Raw genomic sequence first — 25,280 nt, 5'->3', positions numbered from 1 at the left:
GACCACCCGCCTCGACTCGTCCCGCGCCACGTACCTCTGAGGTAGCCCATGCCGTTGTCGCACGACCACATCCGCACCACCGTCGATACCTACCTCGCTCGCCACCCTTACGAGCGCGATCAGCTCGGCGCCCTCCTCGGCGCCCTCGACGACCCCACCGACATCGCCAGCCGTTCCACCTTCACCGGCCACGTCACCTGCGCCGCGATCGTCGTCGACCCGCTCGGCCACGTCCTGCACGTACTGCACCTGGCGAGCGGGAAGGTCCTCCCCCCGGGCGGACACGCGGAGCCCTCCGACGAGTCCCTGCCAGCAGCGGCGCTGCGGGAGCTGCACGAGGAGACCGGGATCCCACCCCAGACCGTCACGCCGTGGCCCGGCTACGAAACTGTGCCGCTGGACATCGACATCCACGACATGGACGCCCGCCCGAGCAAAGGCGAACCCGGACACGTCCACTTCGACCTGCGGTTCCTCTTCCGTCTGCACACCGCGGACGAAGTGCCGGTGGTGCTGCAGGAGGAAGAGGTGGGCGGCATCGAGTGGCGTTCCGCGGACCGGGTGTCCTCCCCGACCCTGCGCGAGAAGCTGCTCAAGCTCCCGCTCCAGGTTGAACCGGAGGCGGCCAATGCCTCGGCCCTGATCTACAACGATCGCGGCGAGTACCTGCTCCACCTACGCGACTACTTCCCCGGCCTGATCTGGGAGCCGGGCATGTGGTCCCTGCTGGGCGGCGGCCGAGAGCCCCAGGACGCCACGCTGGAGGACACCGTGCGGCGCGAACTGGCCGAGGAAGCCGGCCTGGACATCGACGGCCTGACTCCGTTCGCCACCGAGTACGCCTCCAACGATGACGGCGCGACCGTGCCCATCGCCATCCATGCCGGCCGCTGGAACGGCGATCCCCGCGAACTCCACCTGACGGAAGGGGTGATGCTGGCCTGGTTCACCCCCGACGACCTCCACCGACTACATATCGCAGACACCACCAGCGACCTCGTACGGCGCCACGCCGCCAGTCTCCCGGCCAACACCGCGCCCCGGAGCCGGCTCGCACCGCAGGAGGAGCGCCGAGCTTCTCCGCACGGCACGGTCCTCAACGTCATCGGGGTCCACCTCTATCTGGAGCGGCCCGACGGGACGGTGCTGCTCGGGCTGCGCCACCCCGACTCCGCGTTCGCGCCCTCCACCTGGCACGCCTTGGCCGGCCACTGCGAGCAGGAGAACGCCATCACCTGCCTGATCAGGGAGGCGCGGGAGGAGGCCAGCCTTCACATCGAGCGCCAGGACGTCGAACTCGTCCACGTCGTCCACCACATAGACCATGCCGGGGACCGGCCTCGCATGGGCCTGTTCTTCCGCGCCCGCGTCTGGAGCGGCGAGCCGGAACTGCGCGAGCCGGACAAGTGCACCCAGTGGAAATTCTGGGATCCGTCCGCGCTCCCCGACGACCTCGTCCCCTACACCCGGGCGGCCATCGAGAAGATTCAGAACGGGGAGCTGTACAGCGAGACGGGCTGGCCCGTATGACCAGCGTACCGAGCGGCGCACACCGTCGTCTGTCCACCGCGACTGCGGCTGGCCGCGAGGACACCCGCCTCGTGGTGATTCGCGGCAACTCAGCGTCAGGCAAGTCAAGCGTGGCCCAGGGCGTGCGAGATCACCACGGCCGCGGAATCGCGATCGTGGGCCAGGACGTGATCCGCCGCAACGTGCTCAGGGAACACGACACCGCGCGCGGCGCAAACATCGCCCTGCTGGGCAGGATCGCACGCGAAGCGCTGAACGCCGGGTTCCACGTGGTGCTCGAAGGGATCCTGCACTCCGAGCGCTATGGCCACATGATCACGTCTTTGGTACGGGACCATCGCGGCGTCTCCAGCTGCTACTACCTGGACGTACCTCTGGAAACGACGCTTGTCCGGCACGCGTCGAAGGCGGATGCCGTGTACCTGGAGCAAGTCACCGACAGCCACCTCACCTCGTGGTTCCGCGAGCTGGATCTGCTGCCTGGTGGCCTGGAGACCGGGATCCCGGCCGACAGCACGCTGCAGGACACCATCGCGCGAATCCTGGACGAAATCGATCTGGCCTCTGCCTCCCCCATCCCGCCACCGCAGGGCAAGCCGTCACAGGGAGACTCGATGAACCCTCTGGTGTTGATGTCCGATCCGCGGGTCGCCGCGATCCCGGTGCGCGAGTGCGGGGAGCCGCTCGTGGACGTGCGTGACCACAGCTTCCGCGTCGATCCCCGCAAGCAAGATCCGCTGGGCGCGTTCGCCCACGTCCGCGAGGGTGTCCTGGCCCAGATGGAACACGCCCGTTCGCTTCTGCCCGCCGGCACCGATCTGTTGTTCGTCGAGGGCTACCGGCCGTTGGCCCTGCAGCAGCGCTACTTCACCGAGTACCGGGACGGGCTGGCCGCCGCTCACCCCGGGTGGACGGCCGAGCAGCTGTACCAGGCTGCCAGCCGGTATGTGTCACCACCGGAGATCGCGCCGCACTCCGCGGGCGCGGCCGTGGACGTCACCCTCGTCGACCAGGACGGCCACGAACTCGACCTCGGCACCCGCGTCAATGCCTCCCCCGAGGAGAGCGACGGGGCCTGCTTCACGCACGCCCTGAACCTCAGCGATCACGCGCGCCACCACCGAACGCTGCTGCTCAGCGCCATGGAGAACGCGGGTTTCACCAACTATGGAACGGAGTTCTGGCACTTCTCGGCGGCGGACCGATACGACGCACTGATGCGGCAGGAGCCGCACGCCCGCTACGGACCGATCGAACTGTCCTAACGCCGGCATCTTCGGCCACTTCCTCGCGGCCACACCGATCTGGCAACACAGGAGCACGGTCACCGCACCCTGACCCGGTTGCGCTCCCGGGCCGCAACGGTCGGAACGCATCGAACGGAGGCACGTATGCCTGACGACACCCAGCAGGCGATCCCAGCCGTCCCGAGCCCGGCGGCCGGAGACAAACCGCACGAACACCACATGCACCTGCTCGGGCGGTACTACCGCCAAGTGGAAGCAGGGCGCAAGACGATGACGATCGAAATGAGAATGGCCACCCCGCAGAAGCGCGTCGTCGCCGCCGGCGACACGATTGTCTTCCACGACCGGGAGACCGGGCGGGAACTCGACGTCATCGTGCAGCGGATCACCCCGTACCCCTCCTTCGAGGACCTGCTCAGTTCGGAGGACACCGCGCGCATCGATCCAGACGCACCGCCCGGCGAGCTGCTCGCCGACATCCGCAGCATCTACCCGCCGGCCAAGGAGGTGCTCGGCGTTCTCGCCCTCGCGTTCGACCACCGCCCAGCCCGACCCGGACGCCCCATGCCCATGACGCCCATGCAGTACGCGCAGACCGTCCCCCACCACACGGTGTACGGCTGCCTGTACATCCGCGACGAGCACGACCGGCCGGTCCAGCTCCGCTCGGTCTACGGTTCGAGACTCTGGCAGTTTCCGGGCGGCAACTTGGACGCCCCGGGCGAGGACCCGCTGCAGACCGCCCAGAGGGAGGCGGTCGAGGAGACCGGCCTCGACCTCGGCCTCAACCCGCCGACTCTGCTCCTGACGCACTTCCTCCACGCCGGACCGCGCCAGCCGCTGAACAAGGTGGGGCTCATCTTCGACGGAGGCCAGCTGACCGCCGACCAGCTCGGCCGGATCCGCCTCGACCCCGCGGAACACGACATGTGGGCCGTCCACGACCTCGCAACCTGGCAGGAGCTCATGGCACCGGGAGCCTTCGCCCGCCTCGACGCCATCGAGCGAGCCCGACGCGGCGAGGGCCCCGCCTACCTGATCACCCACACCTGACCCTGAACACGCGCCCACCAGGAGGCAACCGTGCCCGCCGAGGACACCAACACCCGGGCCTGGCAGATCTACGGCCAGCGCCAACTCGCTCGCGCCTACACCCCGCCCGTCCCCGAGCGGCTCGGCTGGACGCCCTGGGAAGGGATCGGACCGGGAGCAGAAGTCCTCGGCGACGTCACCGGCCGCCGCGTCCTGGACATCGGCTCCGGGGCTGGCCACCACGCCGTCCACCTCGCCCAGACACGCGGAGCGCGCGTCACCGGCATCGACCTGTCCCCGACCCAGCACGAACGCGCCATCAGCACCCACGCGGACGTGGACGGCGTGGAGTTCGTCCAGGTAGACGTGACCGAGTACCTGGCCGGAGCCGAGCCGTTCGACGCCGCGTACGCGATCGGGACGCTCGCCTTCATCGACCCGCACCGCTCTCTGCCTGCATTGCGCGATGGCCTGCGTCCCGGCGCCCCGCTGATCCTCTCGCTCCTGCACACCGACCTGCACGGCCGCGGTCCGTCCACGGCAGTGGCGCCGCGCGAGCAGATGATCCTGCTGCGCGACGACTCGCCGCTGCCGACGCAGATGTGGGTTCTGGCACCGCAGCTGTGGGAGGACCTGCTCACCGAGTACGGATTCCGCGTCGAAGCCATCGATCTGTTCCCGCACCCCGACGAGAACGCCACGGTCATCCAGCAGCTCATCCGCGCCCGGCGCCTTCCCGACCGGTCGGCGCGCGTCTCCAGCCGGCCACGCAGCACCCGAGCCCCGGCCGCCCACGCGGCAGTCGGCGTCGGCGCGATCCTGCTCAGCGAGCAGGGCATCCTGCTGGGCCGACACCGCCGCGGCACCCTCGAACTGCCCGGTGGCAGCGTGGAGGCCGTCGGGGAATCCTTCGAGGACGCGGTCGTCCGAGAACTCGCCGAGGAGACCGGTCTGGTCGCTCGGACCGACGACGTGGAACTGCTGGGCACGCTCGTTGATCACGTCGAAGGTGTCCTGCGGGTCACCGTCGGCGCGCTCGTCCATGCCTGGCAAGGGGAGCCGACCACGCAGCCAGACGAGAGCGTCGGCGACTGGGCGTGGTACCCGCTCGATCAGCTCCCCGACGGCCTGTTCGTATGCAGCGCCCAGATCCTCACATCCTGGCGGCCCGACCTGCCCGTCGACCACCCGCCGGCGCACTTCACTGCCTTCGCCCCAGCCACGTAGACCGCGCTGGCACGACAGCCGCCACCGATGCCCTCCCGCGACACGACGTAGGTGCCGCACCCCCGGTAGTAACACACACCGCTCCTCACCAAGCTGGAGTTCTTCATGCCGCATCTCTCCATGCGCCGGTCCATAACCTCAGACGGCGCTGTCGGCACCGAGCGACTGCATGATCTGGAGCAGGTCGCCCTACGCCACGGAGTCCCTGTCGAGGACGTGCTGCTGATCGCCGTCAATCTGTACGGGATCACTTCCGACCACGACCGTCACCGGGCCCGGGTCAACCTCCGCCTCGTTCGCCGTCCCGACACTGCCTGGCAGATCATCGTCCCGCTGAACCAGCCGGCCAGCCCGTTCCGGCTCCGTGGCGACGAGCTGTCGCTGAACGGCTCGGTGGTCGCGCACGTCGAGCGCATCGACGCCGACGAGTCCGTCGGAGGGTACTTCCGCAACGATGGCCGGGCCGCGACCCTCAACCCCAATGCCCGCAGCCGGTGCGTCGGGTGCGGCTGGTGCCCGAACACCCTGGAGGCCGCCGCCGATCCGAGGATGCAGGAGGACCAGGGGCTCGATGCTCTGCTGCGGGCCCTCGGCGAGCAGCACCCCCGCCGCAACCTGGCCGAGTTGGAGGAAGTCACCGTCTCCACCGGCTGTTTCGAGCGCGAGGGCGCTGCCGTCGCGCACCTGACCGCCCTGCGCCCCGCCCTGGAGCGTGCCGGCGTCACGGCCCGGATCGGCTTCCTCACCTCCGTGCTGCGCACCGACGAGGCGTTCGAGACCGTTGCGTCGCAGGTGTCGCCGTTCGTGCTCAGGCTGACGGCCGAGCACTTCACCCGGCGCGAGGCCCTCATGAAGGCCACCAAGGCCGACCTTCGGCCGGAGCAGATGCCGGACCTGCTGGCACGGGCGCGTAATGCAGGGCTGGACACCTCGTACACGTACATCGTGGGCCTAGACCCGATGGGCGACCTCGCGCGCGGTGTGAACGAGCTGGTGGACGAGGTCACCGCGTTCCCGAACATCCAGGTCTTCCAGGCACACAACCTGATCATGCAAGGGATGCGGACGCCGGGCGCGGAGAGCCTGGAGTACTACCTGCAGGCGCGCACGGTGATCGAGCGGGCCATGGCGCCGACCGGGCTGCGGCCGGTGGGCTGGGAGTGCTACCGGCCGCTGTGGTACTTCACCTTCGCGGGAGAGGACCTCGTCGATGGACCCCGCTGACGCGGTCATCGACCGGGTGCGGGTCGAGCGCCTGGACGAGGGCGTTGCCGGTCCGTGGGAGGCGGGCGACAGCCGGTTCGCGGTCGTGGTCGAGGCCGGCGGAGTGAACGGGGTGTTCGCCCCGGTCGACGAGTTGCCCGCCGCGCTCGTCGCCACCCGGCTCGGCCAGAGCGCGCTGGGGCACCCGGTGACCGACCACACGGGACTGCTGCGCAGACTGCTGGCCGAACTCGGCCCGCACGCGGCAGGACTCGGCCGGTGGGCGGTCGGGGCGCTGGACTGCGCGGTGTGGGATCTGCACGGCCGCCTCGCCGACGTCCCGGTCGCGGCCCTGTTAAGCGACAGGCCCACACCACGGGTGCCGGTCTACGCCTCGTGGCTCTCCTTGGACCTGGCCGCCAACTCGGCCGCCGAGTCCGTCAAGGCGACTGCCGGCGAGGGGTTCGCCTTCACCAAGTGGGCCTTACGCGGCGGTGCCGAGACTGCCGAGATGGTGCTGCTGGCCGAACGTGCGGCGACGTGGGCGGGGCACAGAGTGGCGGTGGACGCCCTGGGCACCTGGGGCCACCTGCGGACCATGGAGGTCGCGCCGCTCCTCACTCCGCAGACGGTGCGCTGGGTGGAAGACCCGCTCCCGCGAACCGACCAGACCGCGTACCGACAGCTGCGCCGGCACACGCGAGGTCTCCGGGTCGCGTTCGGCGAGCGGCTGTCCCATGCGGAGGACGTCAGGGCCCTGTTGGAGCACTGCCGGCCGGAGGCGTTCACGTTCGACGCGGTGTGGTGCGGAGGGATCACCGAAGCGCGCACCTGGCTGAACGCCGCCCAGGAAGCGAACGTCCCGGTCCACCTGCACGGCCGGGCGTTCCTGCCTGCCGTCCATCTGGCCGCCGCCTTCCCGGACGTGGCGAGCGCGGTGGAGTACCAGGTGGTGTGGGAGCCCCGCAGGCAACGGGCGCTGCGCGGCACGCTCCGGCCGGACGGCGGGCATGTCGCGCTTCCCGATCGGCCCGGTCTCGGGATGGGGGTGCGTCGGTAATGCCCAGGCACACGGGCGAATTAGCGGTCCACGGCCGCCTGCAGCGCCGCGAAGGGACCGTGCTGTTCGTCGTGGGCGAGCCGCTGACCGGGCACGACACCTTCTTGTCCACGACCCTTCGCCTCGATCGGCCAGTACACCTGCCCGAACTCCCGGTCCGGATCCTCACGTTCGACGACGTCACCGTCCTCGCGCCCCTCGTATCCGTCCTGCCCCAGGTGCAGGCCGGCGAGGAGTGGAGCGGCACCCTGCTGATTCCGCACGGCGCCCGCCCGCCGACGATCCCCGACGACCTCGCCCAAGCCGCCACCGAGGCTGGTGTCGACACCAGCGGCTGGTCGCCGGCCGAAGCCCGACACCTGCTGACCTTCCTCAGCGAAGCCGGCCCCGGTCCCGTGCGCACCGAACGGATCAGCATGATCATCGCGGCTCTGGCAGGTCCGTCGTGAACGCGGCTGCGGTGCGGATGGTGAGCCTCGATGTCGGATACACGCTGGGAGAGCCATCCGGGATGACGCTGACACAGCAGCTGGTGGAGCTGTCCCCGCTCCCGGCCCGACAGGCGAAGCAGATCGCTCAGCAGCTCCTGCACACCCTGGACCCGCGCCATGATGCGACAACTCCGCAGGCGGTGTGTGCCGCGCTGGGGATCGCGCCGTCCGCATTCCCCCACGACCACCGTCCCCCCGGCTTCGCGCTGTGGTCCGGCGCAGTGGAGGCGGTGGCCCGGATCGCGAGGGTCGTGCCGGTGGTCACCCTGTCGAACGTGAGCCACTGGGACGAGCAGGAGACCGACGTCGCCGCCCTCCTCGCCCCCTACCTTCGGGCTCATCACCCCTCGTGGCAGCTGGGGTTCGCCAAACCCGACGCTCGGGCCGTGGAGACTGTCGCCCGGCTGCACGGCCGAGAGCCCGCGGAGATGCTGCACGTCGGCGACAGCCTCGACTACGACGTACGCGGCGCCCTCGCCGCTGGAGCCCACGCCCTGTGGATCACGCCTCGCGCTCCGTCGGCCGAGGCACTCCGGCTGCTGGCCGAGCACCCCGGCCGGGTCACGGTCGTCCCGGACCTCAACCGTGCGGTCGAGCACATCGAGCAGACCGCCCTTCCGTCAACCCACACGATCAGGAGCACCATCCCGTGAGCCAGTTCGACACCACCGCCCCGTTCTACGCCGCCTACCGGCCCGGCATCCCGCAGGAAGCCGTCGAGCTGCTCGCACAGCGGGTGGCCGGCAAGGAGCACCGGGCCCTGCTCGACCTCGGGTCCGGCACCGGGCAGGTCCCCCTGGCCCTGGCCGAGAGGATGACGGAGATCGACGTCGTCGAGCAGGACGCCGGCATGCTCGCCGAGGCCGACAAGGCGCTGGCCGCGCTGCCGGTCACCGCCCGCATGCACAACTCATCGGCCGAGGAATTCACCCCGCCCGCCTCCTACCGAGCCGATCTCGTCACGGTCTGCCGCGCCTTCCACTGGATGCAGCAGGACGTGGTGCTGACGCGTCTGGAGAACATGACCGCGCCGGACGCGACCGTCGCGGTCATGGGCGACGGCAGCCTGTGGACCGCGCACACCGAGTGGACCAATGCCCTGCGGGCCCTGATCCAGAAGTACCTGGGAGAGGAGCGGCGGGCCGGGGTGGGCAAGAAGTACGCGGCGCACAACCGGCCCTACCGCGAGATCATCGCCGAGTCCGCGTTCGGCCAGGTGGAGGAGCACACCATCGCCGTCGAGCGGGAGTGGACCACCGAGACGGTGATCGGCTACCTGTACTCGACGTCCTTCGCCGCCAGGCCGCTGTTCGGCGAGCGGGTCGACGACTTCGAGCACCGCGCCCGCGCCCTGCTCGACGAGCACACCGCCGCCGGCGGCCTGGTCGAGCACGCCTCCTTCCAGATCGTCCTCGGCCGACGCGGCTGATCCCATCTCCGTCACCACCGGGGCGGACCCCTTCCCGCCCCGGCCCTGCCCCGTCCTTCCGGAAGGAGAATCACCGTGCCCCGATCCATGACATGGACCGATGACGAGCGGCGCCGGTTCGTCGACGACGCCGTCCTCATACGCCGCGGCCTGGTTGACGGCGCCGTGCTGTCCCGAGCCCGTGACCTCGTCGGCGGCTGGCTGACCGAGGCGTACGACCCCGCACGACTCACCGCCTACACCGAACGCAGCTTCGCCCCTGATCTGGAAGAACACCCCGACCTCCTCGCCCTCTACCAGCGAAGCGGCCTCGCCGAGCTGGCCGTAGATCTGCTGCGCCCCGCGACACCCGCCCCGGTCACCCGGGCGCAGATTCAGATCCGACTGCCGGACGGCGCACAGCAACCGGTAAAGACAATGCACGTCGACGGCGTCTCCTGCCCCCACCTGGATCCCCGCGACCTGCGCACGTTCACCTTCATCGTCGGCGTCGTCCTGGACGGCAGCGTCACTGCGGACGCCGGCGCTCTGCACTACGTGCCCGGAGGTCACCACCGGATGGCCCGTTACTTCGCCACGGACTGGACCCTGGGACAGTCGGCCCAGACCCCCGACGACATCGACGCCCAGGACGGCACCGCCCTCACCGCCGAGCCCGGCGACGTGATCGTGATGCACCACCTCGTCCCGCACCGGGTCGGTATCAACACCAGCAGCACGCCCAGGGTGATGGTGTACTTCCGCGTCAGCCACGCTCAGCACCCCGACCTCGCCCTGCGCGCCCTGTCGGACCCGTGGCTGGAATACCCGGCGCTCGCCGCCCTCGACCGCCCCGGCACCGCGTGAGAAGGAGAGCACCGTGGACGTCCTCACCCCCGCCCAGCTCCCCAATGCAGCCCGGCTCCTGGCCGCCGGGCACATGGTCGCCGTACCCACCCCCCGCTGGTACATGCTGTGCGTCCGCGCCGCCGACCCTGCGGCAACGAGCGCGGTCTCCCGGTCCAAGCAGCGCCCTGGCACCAAGCCGCTGCTGTTCCTGCTCGACTCCCCGGCCTCGTCCGAGGCCCTGTTCGACCTGAGCAACGACGCCCGCCTGCTGACCGGCGGCCTATGGCCGGGGGACCTCGCGCTGCGCCTTCCGTGGAAGCCGGGAGTACAGCCCGTCGCGGCTGTCGGCTCCCCGGCGCTCGTCGGATGCCCCGACGGGATCCTGGGACATCTGGTCGCCCTGGCCGGCGAGCCGCTGGCCGCCGCCGTGTGCAGCATCTCCACCCCCGCCGCCGGTGACACGGACCACCCGGCCCTCACCGCCGACCAGGTCGTCGACTTCGACCGGACCACGGGGGCCGGTATCGCCGCGGTCGTCGACGGCGGGATCTGCCCGCACGGCCGGCACATGACCATCGTCGACTGCCCCGCAGGCGCCGCCGCACGCCTCGAGCGAGAGGGCACCGTCCACGCCCGCGCCGTCGAAGCCGCCCTCGCCCCAGCAGGAGGACCGCATGTGGGCTGACCTCGCCCGCCGCACGAACCGCCTGGTGCCCGACGTCTCGGTGGCCGCCGTCGCCGACGCGCTCGACTACCTCTGTCTCGCCCAGCTCTACCTGCGAGACAACCCGCTCCTGGCCCGCCCCCTGCTCCCGGCCGACGTCAAGAAGCGACCGGCCGGCCACTGGGGGGTGTGCCCGCCCGTCAACCGGATGCTCGCCGCCCTGGGCCCGCTCCAGGCGGCCGTGCCCGACGGGTACGAGCTGCACGTCCTGCACGGCGCCGGTCACGCCGGCCCCTCCGCCCTCGCCCACGCCTACCTCACCGGCCGACTCGGCCAAGCTCACCCCGCCCTGCGCCAAGACGCGACCGGACTGCGCAAACTCGTCGCCGACTTCCCCCGGGCCGACATCGGCGGGGAGATCACCCCGATGATCCCCGGCCACCTGCACACCGGAGGCCAGCTCGGCCCCGCCCTCGCGATCGGACAGGGCACCGTCCTCGACGCGCCCCACCGGCTGACCGTGGTCCTGATCGGCGACGGCGAGTGCGAGACCGGGACGACCGCCGCCTCCTGGCTCGCCACCCGCGCCCTGCATGGCACGGGCGACCACGGCACCGTCTTTCCCGTTGTCCTGCTCAACGGAATGCGCATGGGCGGGCCGAGCGTGCTGTCCACCCTGAGCCGCACCGAACTCACCGCGTACTTCACCGGCCTTGGCCACCGGCCCGTGTACAGCAACGGACTCGACATCGGCCAACTCCGCCAGGCGGTGGCCGAAGCGCTCGGCGCCGCCCAGCCCCTGGGCATTCCAGGGCCCTCCAGCGTCCTAGTGCTCACCCTGGACAAAGGCCATGGCGCCCCCGCCTGCCTCGCCAGCACCCCGGCGGTCCACAAAACGCCGCTGCGCGACCCGGCCGGTGTGCCCGCCGAGTTCGACGCGCTCGCCGACTGGCTGGCCTCCTACCAACCCGCCCAGCTCCTCACCTCCAGCGGCCGGCCCCGGCCGCACCTGCTGCCCGCGCTCCCGCTGCCCCGGCCTGAGCCCGACGGCCTCCCCGCGCCGCGCGGCTGCGTCGCCGTCTCCGCCCAGGTCGCCAACCACGCCGCCGGGCGCCCGTTCGCGCAGGTGGTCCCCGAGGTCCTGCGGGCTCGCGCCGAGCAAGGACCGTTCCGCGTGTTCAGCCCCGACGAGCTGGCCTCCAACCGCCTCGACCTCACCGACGAGCACGGACGCCCGGCGCCGTGGGCGGTGGAAGTGCTCAGCGAGGAACTGTGCCACGCCTGGGCCCAGGGCTACACGGAGACCGGCCGGCACGCGCTCGTCGCCACCTACGAGGCGTTCGCGCCGATCACCCTAAGCCTCATCCAGCAGCAGCTCAAGCACAGGGCGGTACGTCGGCACGCCGGGCTCGCCCCGCTGCCCAGCCTGGTCTACCTCCTGACCAGCCTGGGCTGGCACAACACCTTCACCCACCAAAACCCCAGCCTCACCTCCGCACTTCTGGCCAGCGGCGACCCCACGCTCCACGTCCTCACCCCCGCCGACCCCGCGCGCACCGCCGCCGCCCTCACCTTCGCCCTGCGCAAACTCGACCGATGCACGATCGTCGTCGCCGGCAAGCACACGGCCGTCCAGCACCCACTGGAGACCCTCGACGAGGAACTGCGGCACGGCATCGCGATCTGGCCCCATCTGACCCACCCCGGCCCCGGCGAACCCGACCTGATCCTCGGCTCCGCCAGCGACCTGCCCGCCGAAGCCCTGACCACCCTCGCCCGGCGGCTGCGCGCCGAACACCCCGGCCTGCGCCTGCGGTACGTCCACGTCCACGACCTCACGGCCCTCGCCGAGGACGGCACCCGCCCCCTCGCCCTCGCCCCGGACGCGTTCGCCCGCCACTTCGGCACCCGGGCGCCGATCGTCCTTGCCACCAGCGGGCACCCGGCCGACATCCATGCCCTCCTCGGCCGCCGCCACCCCGGACCCCGGCTCACCGTCCTCGGCTACCGCGACGCCGGCCGCCCTGTCTCCCAGGAACACCTCCGCCGACTCTGCGGCCTCAACGACGCCGACCTGTGGAAGCTCGCCACCACCCTCACCGACACCCCGAAGGAGATACCCGCATGAGCGCCCCGCTCCCGCCCGCCGCCCCCGACGCCGGCACCATCGACGCCTTCGAACACGACGGGTACGCGATCATCCGTGACGCGATCACCCCGGACCTGCGCGACCGGCTCCTGACCGCCGCCGAGAAGCTTCTGGCCAGCGACATCACCCAGGGCCGCGACCGAGGAGGCGACGGCAAGGATGGATTCCGCGGATGCCTCAACCTCGACCGCACCTTCCTCCCGCTCCTCGCCAACCCGTCCGTCCTGCCCACCGTCGTCGGGCTTCTCAGCCCGAACATCCACCTGCTCTCCGCCCACCTCATAGCCCTGCCCAGCGGCCCGCCCCGCACCATCCGCATCCCCGAACGCCACGGCTGGCACCGCGACATGTACGGCGTCACCGCCGACCTCGGCTTCCAGAACACCCCCCGGATGGCGATCAAGGCCGCCCACTACCTCACCCCCGTCACCCCCGACTGCGGGCTGACCATGTTCCTCCCCGGCAGCCACCGCCTCACCGAAGAACCCGTCGTCCCCGCCGACGCCATCGACCCAGCCGGCGCCGTCACCCCCGACATCACCGGAACCGACGCAGTCCTCTTCGAGAACCGGACCTGGCACACCGGAGGCATCAACCTCTCCGGCCGCCCCCGCATCGCCCTCATGCTCCAGTACGGATACCGCTGGCTCCACCCCGTCGACGACCCCGCCACCCATCTCCAGAAGGACCCCGCCCTCACCCCCATCGAGCAGCAGCTCCTCGGCCTGCCCGACCGCCACCCGGACGGATCCCTCGCCAAAGGCAGCGGAGCAGCCCCCATCCGCTCCTGGTGGGAGACCGCCGAGGGTCGAGTCGGCGAACTCATTGCCGTGGGCCAGCTCCTGCAAGTCGTCCACCGTGGCGGCCACCCGGAACTGGCGACCTCGCTCCAGCACCACGTCCAACACCTCACCGGAGTACCCGTTCCCAGACCTTGAGCCGCAAAGGACCAAGCGCCGGCCTCGGCGCCAACCCCGAGCTGGCCACCGAGATGGTGGAACGGTGGTACTCCAAGCGGGACTGCCTCGGCGACATCAACACCTTCCTCGATCTGATCAACTACGCCTTCCGCGACCAGGACGACGCCCCCAACTACACGTCCCACCTGTGGGCTTACGACGAAGAGAAGCTGATACAGCTATTCACCGAGGCCGGGTTCCGGACTGTAGAACCGTGGGACTTCGACGCCACGATGGCCAATCCGAAGCGACAGTGGGGCAGCGTGTACGTGGTCGCCAAAAAATAACCCAAGCGTGAGCACCACGAGGGAGCACAACACCGTGAACGAGCCGACCGCCATCCTGCTCATCGGGATCACTGGCTCCGGCAAGACGAACCTCGCCCAGGCCCTGGCCGCCCGCGGCTTGGTCCGCATCAGCGTGGACGAGGAGGTCCACCGCCTCCACGGTCGCTACGGCATCGACTACCCCGAGCACGAATACTTCGAGCGGGAAGTGCCCGCCGTCGACGCCGTGCGCGCGCAGCTCGTGGAACACCTCCAGGCCGGCCAGTCCATCGTCCTCGACCATGGCCTGTGGCGTCGTTCGGATCGCGACGAATGGAAGAACACGGTCCGGGCAGCTGGCGGACGTCCGCTGCTGGTCTACCTTCCTGCGTTCAAGGAGGAGCTACTGCGTCGCCTCGCCGCACGCAACCAGCGCGAGGACGCAAATGCCTTGACCGTGACGCCCGAAGCCTTGGATGACTTTTTCGCTCGGTTCGAACCGCCTGCCGACGACGAAGGCGCCATCACTTACAACGGTGACACAGAGAGCATCCGCTCCATGGTCCAATGACGGCCACAATTCGGGTAGCCCAGGACCTTACCCTCGCGCTTTACCTGCACTCATGCAAGCGGGCAGGTGCACCCAGGGCACCACGCTGGACCACCGAGGGCTGTTGATGCTGGCCGCTTCCCCTTCTCTGGTACTCGGCCGGCCGGGAGGTGAGTGCCGGGCTCCGCAACGCTGTGGGCCAGCTGAGGGCGCCCGGCGTCCGATGATTCAACGCGTCTGTGTGGGGGTGTCGTTCGGCTCTTGCTCGGCCGTTGCCGGCAGCCGGGCGTCCCGGGGGACGACAACAAGCTCGCTTCCGCTGAGCAGTCGCCAGTCGAGAGTTGCCCCAGCAGCTTTCCTTGCCCGTCGATACGTCAAGGCCCAGCCCATGTCCCGCTCGGTCTTCCCGTCCGGCCCGATCCGGGTGCGCCACCACAGCCAGCCGATCCAAGATGTCCGCTCCTTGAGGAGTGGCGACGCGAAGGCGTAGGCAGCAGTGGTCAACTTCGCTAGCGCGCCGGCGAGCTGTTGCATCTCGCCCAGCGACACCAGGTCCTGCCTGATCGATACCCGAGCCGCGCGTACGAAGCCCCGTCCGACGGCCGCGATGACTGCGGCGACGAGGAACCCGAGAAGGGCCCAGCCCGCGATCATCGTGAAGCCCGTATGGTCGTGCGGCTCGCTTCGATCGTGTCCGCCAAGGTGGTGTGGACCTGAAGCTCCGGGCAGGCAAGGGAGAGCTGCGTCACCACATTCGTGCGGCGGACGTAGCCGGGGTCAGTCCCGACGACCAATGACGCCCTGCGCTGGCCGACAAACGTTCCCAGCTCGTACAGGGCGATCGGCTGGTGGTTGGTGGGCGAGTCAGGGAACCAGAACATGACGAGGTCGGCGCGGCGCAGATGCCGGTACTCCCAGGCAACTTGGGCCGCTTCCGCGTTCGGGTCGTGCAGCGGGAAGTTGCTGCGGCGTGGGTTGAACACCGTGACGTCGAGGTCGTCGAGTGCGGCTGTCGCGGTCTTCTGCCAGTCGGGGCAGTCGGAGATGCCGCCGGCCAAAGCGCGTAGGTTCCGAGAATCCGAGACTTGTAGAGGTGGGAACTCGCATGTCGGCGGCATGGATTCAGGGTAAGGGCATGCGAGTTCGGCCGAACGTGCTTAGCGTGGATCTCCGCGATCAGCGCCAGGTACTGGGGAAGGGTGGACGATGGGGTGGACACGAAGGGCGACCGAGGTGCTGCACTACAAGACCCTCACCGCCAGCTCCGAAGCCATGATCCACATCGCCTCGATCGATACGGAGTAGCTTGGTCCCGTGATCTCCCGCTACCACCTCAAGTGCCACGGATGTGGCGAAGCATTCGTTACCCGGCTGGGCGTGGAAGCGACCCGCAGAACGCGCTTCTATCTGCCGTGCCCGCATTGCGGACTGTCGATCCGAGGCTCGATGTCGGGCACTGAGCTCCAGAACCACCGTGTCGACATCGAGTGCGAGGTGCTGAGCGGCTCCGCGTCAGAACCTCCTGATACACGCGTCGTGACTATCAATCCGTTTGTGCCGTCGCGCTACGACGCCGACTCGTTCACCCCGAACGGGTCCTTCCCAACGATGACGCTCCTCCAGGCCCTCGGCGACGACGCCTTTATGGAGTTCGAGTCCGAACGGCGTGCGGCGCTCGAGGCGGGCCAAGTCATGTGGCCCACGGTCCGCATGCTGTTTCAGTACTACCTCCAGGGCAATACCGATATGTTCGCTCGCATCGCACAGCAGCAGCTTGAGCTTAAACGGCAACCGAGCACGAGCCACGAGCGAACGACTATCGCTTACCAGGTCATGGGAACAGCGACGACGGTGATCACGGGGACCACGGGGACCACCAGCGCGAACGTGATCGGCCGATTCTCGCGGAAGCACTCGGCAGCGATCGAACGACACAGGGATCACCTCCTGACCTTTCGGCGTCGAGGACAGTCCTCGGCGAGTCTGGAGCGAGATGTCTTCACCGAGCTGAACCGTTTCGTAGAGCATCACGAGTCCTGGGAGATGGGGCTCCTCGGAAGATTCTTCGGGCCGGGCGACAAGGGTTCCTTCGACGAACTAGTGCTGTACCGCGACGAGTTCTCGCTGGTGAGGGACCTCTACCAGCACGGATTTGAGCTCGCCTGCAAGTGTCTGTGGCCGCTCGTCGCAGCCCAGAACTCGGTGAAGCGCGGCAACCCTGAAGACTTCGGCAACGTCCACCCCGACCGCGTACCCGAGAAGCAGCGCCCTAAGAACCTCGATAAGTTCGACAAACTATCCAATGCCTACAAGATTGCATATGTGGCACAAGTGCCGGGATGGGAGTCATTCGAGAGCTTGCTCAATAATCGCCGCCGAAACACGATTGGCCACGCGACAGCACATCACGACCTCCAGACAGGCCGCATCGTCAGCGATGAGAGCCCCTCCGGGATGACGTATCTCGAATTCCTCAGCGAGGTCCTTGGGATATTCGAAGCGCTTTCGACCCTTGCCCAGGTACTCAGGGCCAGCCGTGTTGCTTCCTCTCCAGACTTCGATTTTTGACGCATTCCGTTAGGAGTTCTTAGTGCAAACTCCGTGTCTGGTGGTTCACGTAGCAGTTGTCGCGTACGAGAACCAGGACATGGAGCCGGTCACGTGCAAGCATTCCCTGTCGACCTCCCTTCAGGGGCCCGTACTGGGCGGTGCTGGACGCGGACTGACTACTCCGGGCGGCAGTGGTTCGCCCTGGAGCAGTTCACCGCTGGGTGTTCAGGGCATGGGCAAGGAGGAGTGCGGTCACGCTACCGGCCTCGGTTATTCGCCCGGATCGTACGGCGTCCACGGCGTCGGCCAGGGGGATCCACGCCACCGTCATCCCGATCTCGGTGGCGTCTCGGTGCAGTTGCCCAGGGCGCAGGTCAGTGGCGAGGAAGAGGTGTGTCCGGGCGCTCGTGGTGGCTGGCAGGGGGTCGATTACACCCAGCGGGTGCAGGCTACCTGCGAGGATGCCGGCCTCCTCCTCCAGCTCCCGGCGGGCTGCCTGCTGCGGCTCCTCGCCTGCGCTGCCGCCGCCCGGCAGGTGCTGGACTCTGCGGCGCTGGAGGTAGAAGTCGTCCTCAACGATCGCGACCTGCCCGTGGTCGTCGAGCGCGACGACGCGGACCGTGTCGTCAACGCAGATGTGCTCGTAAAAGCCAGTGCCGACCCCGTCCGGTTTGACCACCTTGTCACGGTGGAGTGTCAGGAACGGGCCCTCATGGACCACCTCGCTCGAAAGCTGTACCCAATCGGCCATGGCTACTCCTCGGTCGTGGCTGCGGCCCACCCCCTTGGATTCAGGTGGACGAGTTTCCCTGTCAAGAGGTAGCGCGGCTCGGCCTTCTACCCGCAGGCGGACACCTCGATGCCGTCGCTCAATGGGTCGCAGAAGTGGTCCGCCTCCTCTACAAACGTAAGGGGCCGAACAGTCAGGTGCTACGCCTGCGTTGTGCCTAAGCAGAGTCGAACTCCACTGTCAGTGACGTGAGTTACTCTGAGAGTGTCTATGGGTGCGATGCCCTGTAGACCGCGCACCGCTTCGGCTACACGCAACCGCATTCCCCAGCAGCAGAAGTGGGGGGTGAAGGGCGGCTGGCACCCGACAACGGGACCCTCGGATGAAACAGATCCGACCGACCAGCAGCCCGCCTGGAACCGTGGAACGCCGGTCGGCACAGGACAGCCCGGACCCCAGAGCCGGTGAGGGACTGTGACGGCGCTCGCCGCCTCTCCGGCGGCGCGCAGTGGATCCCCGGCACGATGTCAGGGACCGGGCCCGATCGGTCCGTAGCGCGCCGCTCCACCGAGAGAGGCGAGTTGATCTGATGAGTACGCCCGACGTCGCCGTCCCCGCCATGGAGCCGGAGGACACCGACAACGAGAACCTACCGCCACTGCTGCGCCGCCCCAACCCGGTCCCGGACCCGCTGCCGCTCAAAAGCCTGCCGCCCGTACGCAGGGCGCTGGTCGCCAACCCGAAGAGCAGGCTGCTGGACAACGACGCGGCCAGTGTCGTCACCTCCGGCTCCGTCGATCCACCGCACCTGCGGGCGTTCGCCGAGGAGCAAAAGGCGGGCGACGACATCGTCAACCTTCTGGCCAGCAAGCCCGTTGCCGGCGGTGAACTGACCGCCGTCCCCATCCACCGGCGCTACCTCGACATGGGTGTCCTGCCCGACTTTGTGCTCAACCAGCGCTGGGGCCACCTGCAGCGCACCGCCATGGACATCGCCCAGCCCGAATCCCCGCCGACCGAGTACGAGACGCTCATCGACGAGGGCAGCGGCCAGCCGCTGCCGATCCTGAGCGTACGGCTGAAAGACCGCCACGCGCTGGCCGATGCGGTCAAGGAGAGCATGCGCCAGACCTTCGAAGCGGAAGGCGGCGAGAACGACTACACCGACAGCGTCCTGCAGCAGGGCGTCAAGGAGCCGATGACGCTGTTCATCGTCCGGGTTTGCTATGCCGACGACAGCATAGACACCTTCCTCGTCACCGGTGACGGCAACAGCCGCCTGGTGAGCCTCTGGCTCGCCCGTACCGGCGGCGACCTCGACGCGGCCGCCGCCGCGTGCGTCGCCACCGTGATCGGGCCGCTCAACCGGCCCGGCGGCCACCGCACCGCGGACGACCGAGCGGCTCGCCGCACCGTGAGTGAGATGGCCAACCGCGTCCGCCGCGGCCTCGCCGAGCCGCACATCACGGAGGCGACTCAACGCGAGGGTCACAGTCTCACCTTCCCCGCCACCGTCATCGTCGGTGCCTGGAGCGAGGACGGCAAGCCGCTGGAGGACCTGGTCGCGGCCCGCGACGAAATCCTCGCCAACCTCCACGTGCACGTGCGGGCGTGGGCCGGCGGCGCACAGAGCGCCCAGGGCATGCATCGCGTATATCGCCACGCTGCCCGCGAGGGATGGGTGACGCAGCAGACCAGGCGCATCCTGGGCAGTTCTCTCGGAGTCCAGGCCCTGCAAGACCACCTGAAGCTGCCCGCCCACCGCCTGTGGTCCTCGGCGGTGCACCAGCACACCGTGCTGGCAGCACCGCACGCGTGGAGGCTGAACGACCTAATCAAGCAGGAATTCGGTATGGGCAAGGCCGACCGTAAGCGCATCGGCGGCCACCTCGCTCCCCTGGCCCTGTCCGCCTACCGCAGCTCCGAGACCATCGAGCAGGCCATGCGGACCTTCAGCGACGGTGGCACCATCACCGACTGGGTGTGGAAGGCCCCCTGGCAGCTCACCCAGGGCGACAGCGCACACGACGTCCTCGACGAGGTCCTGCACCGTGCCCTGGACGGCGACGAACTCGCCATCGCCGAACTCACGGTACTCGGCGGCACCGCGGCCATCCTCGACGGCTACAGCACCCGCGAGCGCGGCTCCAAGGAGGGCATCACCCGCGCTAGCAGTTCCACCCCGTACCGCGTCGGTCCGGTGCAGCTGCTGACCCTGCTGTCGAAGACTCAGGGCGGGCTGCGGATGCTGCACTCCATCGCCCGCGCGCACGTCGCCGCCGATGACACCGTACGGCCGAAGCAGTTCCACACCCAAGCTCGCGAGTACAACGGCCGCCAGGTCACCGAGGGCGACCCGGTCATCGACAAAGCTGGCGCCCAGGAGACCATCGAATACGAGTGGGATCTCGTCTACGCCGGCGACCCCGCGGCCGCCGAAGCGGCCATCGAGGAGAACAAGGCCCGCCTGCGCGGCGCCCAGGGCGGCACCGGAGGGGCAGACGACAGTGAGCTGGCGGAGGATGTCCGGCTGCGCCGCCGCCTGGACGCCGCGGTCACAGACGCCCTCAAAGCCATTCGGGGCCTGGTCCGTATGACACAGCACCGCGGCCGCGAAGTCCTCGGCAGTCCAGAGACTGTCGATGCGCTGCGCGAGCGGCTGCAGAAGGTCGACACCTTCCTGGCACGCTACGGCCCGATCCGCACGGACGGCCTGATCACCGATCTCGACGAGGACGAGGACGACGAGGCATGAGCGGCGGGCCGATAATCCCGAAGGCCGCGTTCGTGAGCCTGCTGCCGGCCCTTCGGCTCCTGAGGCCCATCCTCAGTGTTGGCGAAGGGGACCGGCGGGCGCTGAGCGCGCTCACGTGCCGTGCCCGTCCCGAAGTCGTCCGCAACCGGATCACCGCACGGTCAGCCGTCTACGTCGCCTGGGACGCCCGCATCGCGTGCCGCTACGTGGGCAGCGTCCACCGCGCCGGAACTACGGCGGTGGCCGACCGGCTGGCTGAGCACTACCGCCACCCGCGCGAGGGCCGGGCCCGGGCACAGTCATGGGCGCTGTTGACGGTGCTGCCACTGCGGGCAGATGCGACCGTAGAGCCAGCTCGCAGTGCCGAAGGCTGGACGGCCCGGATCCTCAGCCCGTTGGACGGCCACGCCCACCCCGGCGTCGACATCGGAGTGGATCCGTCAGCGCTGTGGGACGGCGCGACCTGAGCGTCGACGGGCTGCGCCCCGGGCCTGGCACATCCCAGGTCCGGGGCGCCTGGTCGTACCTGGCCGCATCCCTTCCTCGCCACCGATCTGCGGTCCGGCACGGCTGCTCTCCGGGACGACACCGAGATCGACATGACGGTGCACTGGTGGAAGCTGAGCGAGGCCCTGGACGCAGTTCGTTCGGGTCGCATCACTGAGGCCGGCTCGATCGCCAGGCTGCTCTTGGCCGCGCACCCACGGTCCTGACGACTGCCTACTTCCGGATACTTGCGCCTTCCGCCGGATGCGCGGTGGCGACGTAGTTCATGGCCGTGGTGGAGGACAGGCCGAACAGTCTCATGATCCGCACCGGGTCGGCGGACTCGTGGGCTTCGTCGAGGACCCGGTCGATGCGGAGCTGGGTGGCGTGTACTCCGCCAAGCCGCTGGAGGAGGCGATGCAGGTGCGTCTCCGTGATCGGTGGCCTCCGGTAGTCAGCCGCAGAGCGGTTGCTGACCATGAGGTACGGATTCTGGGTCCGCGGCCACCGTTCGTGCCGCTCGCTCAACCAGTCGCTGAGCACGCGGTGGGTCAGTTCATCCATATAGATGTAGCTGCGAGGGAAGCCGCCTCGGTCGATGCGGGCCTTCGACATGTCCACGCGGTTCAGCTCCAGCATCCGAACTGCTGTGGGCGTCATCGCATGTACGGAGATCAGCACGATGATCACGCGCGTGAGGCGATCCTCGGCCCGCTCAAAGATCCGGGACAGCAGACCGGTAGGAAGTGAGGCCGGCGGGCGCTGATGTCCGGGCATGCTGATGCCGCGGGTTGGATCACGGAAGATGAGCCGTTCCTGGAGGAGTGCGCTGAACAGGCTGCGCAGGGCGACGTGCCGGTCCTGTGCCGTGGTGCCGGTCACGTCCTTCAAGGCAGTCGTGATCGTGGCCTTCGTCACCTCGCGCAGACTCGTGTAATCGCCTGTCCACCGGGTCAGTACGGGGGCGAGGTAGCCGACATACTTGCGGATCGTGGACCAGTTCAAGGCCCGGTGCTCCAATCGTCCTTCACCTCTGAGGACGGCCACCCAGCGGTCGACGTCGCTGCGGAAGTCGTCCGGAGCCTCGCTGACCAGGCGCCGGACGGCGGCCTCGTGCGGACCAACGACAGGGGCAGGAAGCGGAACGAGCAGGCCGCACGAGTCGAGGAAGGCGGCGGTGCGTGGGCCGCAGGAACACGACGTATCTCGGGTGAGAGCGCCAACATCGCGCTCGTCGATCGGGGCTGCGGCCCCGAGCCAGGACACCAACACCCGTAAGGTTCGGCCGACTTGCTTCTCGGTCGACTCGATCCACGAGTGCCTTCTGGCGTACTGCGTCAGCTGTTCCAGGACGCTGGCGGCCTCCGGTGTCAGCGAAGGCAGCTCGGGCCCGTCAATCGAGATGCGGCTCCAGTCACGCTCGACGTCGAACAGCGGAAGCTGGCCTGGGAAGGCGAGGTGCTCAGAGACCGGCTGAGGTTTCGGGCGGGCGGCCTGCTGGGCCCGCCTCCGGCCCGGCCGGCCCTGCGGGGTGTAACCGAGCGCGCGGGATGCGCCGCCGACGCCCAGGGCGAGGACACCGCCGAACCACAGCTGGATCGGCGCGTCGGGTCCGTGGTGATGAATGTGGACCCGACAGCCCCGGCAAAGGCCCTGCTGAACAGGCACGACGCGGCGGCACTTCGTGCACAGTCCGAGGGGGTACTTGGCCTCCCATCGGATACATGCCGGACAGACGGTGTTGCCCCACCATGTACCGCATCCACGGCAGCTCTGTGGCTCGCCCACGGCCATCAGTTGGGTGGAAGCAGCCGGCCGGAGGAGCGTGTCGACCGGGGCATGGGCCGCGGCGCTTCTGCAACCGGCGCATCGTCACCGACCGCGCGAAGGGCTTGCTGCTCGGGCACGGCGGCGGCAATCGGCTCCGGCTGGAGGAGCTCGTCCACGGTGCAGTTCAGCGCGGCGCAGATCTTGTCGAGATCATCGAGCCGAACACTGACCGGGGTACCTCCCCACAGCGCGGCGACCTTACTCAGCGAAGGCGTGAAGCCGACCTCGGCGAAGGCCCGCTGGAGCTGGACCGGCCGCCAGATGTCCCGTTGAGCCGCAACCCACCGCAGGTTCCATTTCATCGAAGACTCCCCGTGCTGGTGGTCAAACGCTGGGCGGCCCGGGTGGCAGCCGCGGTGTAGATTCGCTCTGGGCCCGCGATTTCGGGATCGGAATGCGCGGTGCCGATGTACCGGACCGTGGTGCTGCTCCACTCGTGTCCGAGTAATCGCTGTACCTCCCACAACGTCATTCCGCGCTCGTAGTTGTGCGTGGCGCACGCGTGCCGTACGAGGTGTGGAAAGAGGTGCGTGACCGGGCCTTGGAGGTAGAGCCCGCTCGCGGTCTTCAGTACCGCCCGGAGCGTGGATGGCGTGACCGGGTTGCACGGGGCATCCACGCCCAGCTTCACTGCTGCCACGGGGAGCCGCTCCGATGGCCACAACGGGGCCTGCGGATGTTCCGGATCGTCGAGGAACAGGCCCCGGATCTCCTCGACGTACCACCACAGCAATTCGCGGCCCTCGGCGAAGAGGTACGCCTCCCGGTCCCGGGGGCCCGAGCCGTGGGCACCCTTTCCGTGGACGAGGAACCGGCCCCACTGACCGTGGTGCCAGAAGACCTCGTTGAGCCGGACCGGGCACAGTTCGGACGCCCGCGCCCCAGACAGGTAGGCAATCTTGCTCATGACGTAGTCGCGGGCGGCGACCGCGTACTTCCGGGCCTCGGGCAACGACGTCCGCCACCGCCGGAAGAAGTCCGTCATGGCCTGTGCCGAGGGAGGGATGCGTAGCCCGAAGTCGCCACGGTGCCTGGGGCGATTGAACGGATCGACCGGCGACTCTACCGTCGCCCCGAAAGCGCGGGAGATCTCGCCCGCGTACCGCTGCTCCAGGAAGGCGAAGTACGCGTCGATCCGCGTGATCTTCTGCCGTATGGTGCCCCGGGCTCGCTTCCCAGGGCCGGCGAAGTAGCTGTCCAAGTGGCGTGGCGTGATCCGCCACGGCGCCAGCGAGTAGTAGTCGCACAGCTCAATAACCGGCTTGATCAGCTGGTCGAGGGTGCTCGGGGCCAGCCCTGCCGCGTCCCGCGCCCACCGGTACTCGGCGAGCGTGTCGAGGAAGAAGCCCTCCTCATCCTCCAGGTGCGCCTCAGCCTGGCGCCGGCGCTGCAGCGTCACCACGTCCGCGAGCCCCGGCTCGCGGACGGCGGGCGCGGGGACTGGGTGGAGCGTGGGAGTTCGGGAATCGGCCACGAACAAGCAAGTTACGCGGCTAACTCCTGGATTCCAGGAGTTAGCGACAGAATCCCCCACGAGCGGGTGACGCGGGGCGCAAAGCCCCGACCAGCTCAGACAGTTGTGGTAGGCGTACGGCCCCCATCAGGAACCCACGCGTACTCTAGTAAGGAACACGCACGGGCCGCCGTGCCCCTCGTACTCATCAGGTGCTTCGACGTAGCGCATCAGGCGGCCCATCGCCCGTTGACGACGTCGTAGCCGTAGAAGTCGATGAGGGCGGGGTACAGCCGGTCCAATGCTTGTTGCGCTCGTTCCACCGCGGCTTCGGCTTCGTCGGCCCGGGACCACGCACGCATGGCTCGGCCGTTGATGTACTTCATGGGCGTGTCGTCGGACTGCCCTGCGGGTGCGGGAAAGCGCGCGTCGCAGTGGTCGGTCCAGGCCGGGAACATGTCCGCGAGGACCCTGACCTCCCTTGCCGCTTCGACCAGTGGGAGGAAGAAGGCCGCGTTCGGGTCGACGACGGCGTAGGCCAGTGCATCGAGGGAATTGATGATCGGGCCGCTGTCGACCAGCACCTCCGCGGTGTAGCAGTAGGAGTCCTCGTCGACCACGTCAACCTTGCGGAGAAACGGCGTGCGAGTGGCCACATCCCACAGCGCAGACCACGCCAGGCGCTCCTCCTTCTGCCGCCGCTCCTTCAGAGTCTGCCGCGCCTCCAAGCCGAACCAATCCGACATTTCCCCCCCCTTTGTTCTTCACGGCCTGACCGCCTGTCTACCTGACGCCTCAGCGCGCCACAAGCCTGGTCCTAGCCTCGCGCTTTCATGAGCCA

The 25,280-nt window shown here is 69.0% G+C and carries 24 protein-coding genes and 1 pseudogene; 18 read left to right on the top strand and 7 right to left on the bottom strand.

The window, feature by feature from the left end; translation table 11 throughout:
* Nucleotides 1-48 precede the first annotated feature (48 nt).
* From OG306_RS30015 to OG306_RS29945, 15 genes and pseudogenes are all read left to right on the top strand, one after another.
* Nucleotides 49-1,530: an NUDIX domain-containing protein gene (locus OG306_RS30015; RefSeq protein WP_371665841.1), complete on the top strand. Its 1,482-nt coding sequence runs from the start codon at nucleotides 49-51 to the stop codon at nucleotides 1,528-1,530.
* 122 nt (nucleotides 1,531-1,652) lie between these two features.
* Complete coding sequence (locus OG306_RS30010) at nucleotides 1,653-2,795, top strand: M15 family metallopeptidase (RefSeq protein ID WP_371665840.1); 1,143 nt, start codon at nucleotides 1,653-1,655, stop codon at nucleotides 2,793-2,795.
* Between the two features lie 126 nt (nucleotides 2,796-2,921).
* Complete coding sequence (locus OG306_RS30005) at nucleotides 2,922-3,830, top strand: NUDIX domain-containing protein (RefSeq protein WP_371665839.1); 909 nt, start codon at nucleotides 2,922-2,924, stop codon at nucleotides 3,828-3,830.
* A 30-nt stretch (nucleotides 3,831-3,860) separates the two neighbouring features.
* Nucleotides 3,861-5,036, top strand: a complete 1,176-nt coding sequence (locus OG306_RS30000) for a bifunctional class I SAM-dependent methyltransferase/NUDIX hydrolase (protein ID WP_371665838.1) — start codon at nucleotides 3,861-3,863, stop codon at nucleotides 5,034-5,036.
* A 105-nt stretch (nucleotides 5,037-5,141) separates the two neighbouring features.
* The gene (locus tag OG306_RS29995; protein ID WP_371665837.1) at nucleotides 5,142-6,260 is read left to right on the top strand and encodes a hypothetical protein; all 1,119 of its coding nucleotides are present in this window, start codon (nucleotides 5,142-5,144) and stop codon (nucleotides 6,258-6,260) included.
* Entirely contained in the window at nucleotides 6,247-7,299 is a 1,053-nt protein-coding gene (locus OG306_RS29990; protein WP_371665836.1) for an enolase C-terminal domain-like protein, read from the top strand. The genes OG306_RS29995 and OG306_RS29990 overlap by 14 nt, the downstream gene beginning before the upstream one ends.
* A complete protein-coding gene (locus OG306_RS29985; RefSeq protein WP_371665835.1) occupies nucleotides 7,299-7,748 on the top strand; it encodes a hypothetical protein in 450 nt (149 codons plus the stop codon). Before OG306_RS29990 ends, OG306_RS29985 begins: the two co-directional genes overlap by 1 nt.
* Nucleotides 7,749-7,810: 62 nt before the next feature.
* Nucleotides 7,811-8,443: an HAD family hydrolase gene (locus OG306_RS29980; protein ID WP_371665834.1), complete on the top strand. Its 633-nt coding sequence runs from the start codon at nucleotides 7,811-7,813 to the stop codon at nucleotides 8,441-8,443.
* Nucleotides 8,440-9,219, top strand: a complete 780-nt coding sequence (locus tag OG306_RS29975) for a class I SAM-dependent methyltransferase (RefSeq protein WP_371665833.1) — start codon at nucleotides 8,440-8,442, stop codon at nucleotides 9,217-9,219. The genes OG306_RS29980 and OG306_RS29975 overlap by 4 nt, the downstream gene beginning before the upstream one ends.
* An 87-nt stretch (nucleotides 9,220-9,306) precedes the next feature.
* On the top strand, nucleotides 9,307-10,065 hold the full coding sequence (locus OG306_RS29970; RefSeq protein WP_371665832.1) for a phytanoyl-CoA dioxygenase family protein: 759 nt from the start codon (nucleotides 9,307-9,309) through the stop codon (nucleotides 10,063-10,065).
* Between the two features lie 13 nt (nucleotides 10,066-10,078).
* Complete coding sequence (locus tag OG306_RS29965; protein WP_371665831.1) at nucleotides 10,079-10,732, top strand: L-threonylcarbamoyladenylate synthase; 654 nt, start codon at nucleotides 10,079-10,081, stop codon at nucleotides 10,730-10,732.
* Nucleotides 10,722-12,839 carry a phosphoketolase gene (locus OG306_RS29960; RefSeq protein WP_371665830.1) on the top strand — a complete coding sequence of 706 codons (2,118 nt, stop codon included), beginning with the start codon at nucleotides 10,722-10,724 and terminating at the stop codon, nucleotides 12,837-12,839. Before OG306_RS29965 ends, OG306_RS29960 begins: the two co-directional genes overlap by 11 nt.
* Entirely contained in the window at nucleotides 12,836-13,798 is a 963-nt protein-coding gene (locus tag OG306_RS29955; RefSeq protein WP_371665829.1) for a phytanoyl-CoA dioxygenase family protein, read from the top strand. The genes OG306_RS29960 and OG306_RS29955 overlap by 4 nt, the downstream gene beginning before the upstream one ends.
* A gap of 50 nt (nucleotides 13,799-13,848) precedes the next feature.
* Nucleotides 13,849-14,106, top strand: a pseudogene (locus OG306_RS29950) (class I SAM-dependent methyltransferase); the annotation flags it as partial.
* A gap of 34 nt (nucleotides 14,107-14,140) precedes the next feature.
* Entirely contained in the window at nucleotides 14,141-14,656 is a 516-nt protein-coding gene (locus OG306_RS29945; protein ID WP_371665828.1) for an AAA family ATPase, read from the top strand.
* Between the two features lie 207 nt (nucleotides 14,657-14,863).
* Here OG306_RS29945 and OG306_RS29940 read toward each other — a convergent pair whose 3' ends face one another.
* The gene (locus OG306_RS29940) at nucleotides 14,864-15,289 is read right to left on the bottom strand and encodes a hypothetical protein (protein ID WP_371665827.1); all 426 of its coding nucleotides are present in this window, start codon (nucleotides 15,287-15,289) and stop codon (nucleotides 14,864-14,866) included.
* A complete protein-coding gene (locus OG306_RS29935; RefSeq protein WP_371665826.1) occupies nucleotides 15,286-15,693 on the bottom strand; it encodes a nucleoside 2-deoxyribosyltransferase domain-containing protein in 408 nt (135 codons plus the stop codon). Before OG306_RS29935 ends, OG306_RS29940 begins: the two co-directional genes overlap by 4 nt.
* 388 nt (nucleotides 15,694-16,081) lie before the next feature.
* On the opposite strand from OG306_RS29935, the gene OG306_RS29930 reads away from it, so the two are divergent.
* Nucleotides 16,082-17,203, top strand: coding sequence for a hypothetical protein (locus OG306_RS29930; protein WP_371665825.1), 1,122 nt, complete (start codon nucleotides 16,082-16,084; stop codon nucleotides 17,201-17,203).
* A 193-nt stretch (nucleotides 17,204-17,396) separates the two neighbouring features.
* Here OG306_RS29930 and OG306_RS29925 read toward each other — a convergent pair whose 3' ends face one another.
* Complete coding sequence (locus tag OG306_RS29925; RefSeq protein ID WP_371665824.1) at nucleotides 17,397-17,936, bottom strand: NUDIX domain-containing protein; 540 nt, start codon at nucleotides 17,934-17,936, stop codon at nucleotides 17,397-17,399.
* A gap of 568 nt (nucleotides 17,937-18,504) precedes the next feature.
* On the opposite strand from OG306_RS29925, the gene OG306_RS29920 reads away from it, so the two are divergent.
* The gene (locus OG306_RS29920) at nucleotides 18,505-20,670 is read left to right on the top strand and encodes a hypothetical protein (RefSeq protein ID WP_371665823.1); all 2,166 of its coding nucleotides are present in this window, start codon (nucleotides 18,505-18,507) and stop codon (nucleotides 20,668-20,670) included.
* Nucleotides 20,667-21,137 carry a hypothetical protein gene (locus tag OG306_RS29915; RefSeq protein ID WP_371665822.1) on the top strand — a complete coding sequence of 157 codons (471 nt, stop codon included), beginning with the start codon at nucleotides 20,667-20,669 and terminating at the stop codon, nucleotides 21,135-21,137. The genes OG306_RS29920 and OG306_RS29915 overlap by 4 nt, the downstream gene beginning before the upstream one ends.
* A 253-nt stretch (nucleotides 21,138-21,390) precedes the next feature.
* On the opposite strand, the gene OG306_RS29910 is transcribed toward OG306_RS29915, so the two are convergent.
* From OG306_RS29910 to OG306_RS29895, 4 genes are all read right to left on the bottom strand, one after another.
* The gene (locus tag OG306_RS29910; RefSeq protein WP_371665821.1) at nucleotides 21,391-22,824 is read right to left on the bottom strand and encodes a hypothetical protein; all 1,434 of its coding nucleotides are present in this window, start codon (nucleotides 22,822-22,824) and stop codon (nucleotides 21,391-21,393) included.
* Between the two features lie 125 nt (nucleotides 22,825-22,949).
* Nucleotides 22,950-23,288 carry a helix-turn-helix domain-containing protein gene (locus tag OG306_RS29905; RefSeq protein ID WP_371665820.1) on the bottom strand — a complete coding sequence of 113 codons (339 nt, stop codon included), beginning with the start codon at nucleotides 23,286-23,288 and terminating at the stop codon, nucleotides 22,950-22,952.
* On the bottom strand, nucleotides 23,285-24,460 hold the full coding sequence (locus OG306_RS29900) for a tyrosine-type recombinase/integrase (RefSeq protein ID WP_371665819.1): 1,176 nt from the start codon (nucleotides 24,458-24,460) through the stop codon (nucleotides 23,285-23,287). Before OG306_RS29900 ends, OG306_RS29905 begins: the two co-directional genes overlap by 4 nt.
* A 209-nt stretch (nucleotides 24,461-24,669) precedes the next feature.
* The gene (locus tag OG306_RS29895; RefSeq protein WP_371665818.1) at nucleotides 24,670-25,185 is read right to left on the bottom strand and encodes a hypothetical protein; all 516 of its coding nucleotides are present in this window, start codon (nucleotides 25,183-25,185) and stop codon (nucleotides 24,670-24,672) included.
* Between the last annotated feature and the right edge of the window lie 95 nt (nucleotides 25,186-25,280).

Origin of the sequence: Streptomyces sp. NBC_01241 (genome assembly GCF_041435435.1) — a bacterium.
Lineage (GTDB): Bacteria > Actinomycetota > Actinomycetes > Streptomycetales > Streptomycetaceae > Streptomyces.
This window is presented reverse-complemented; position numbering and strand designations above follow the sequence as displayed.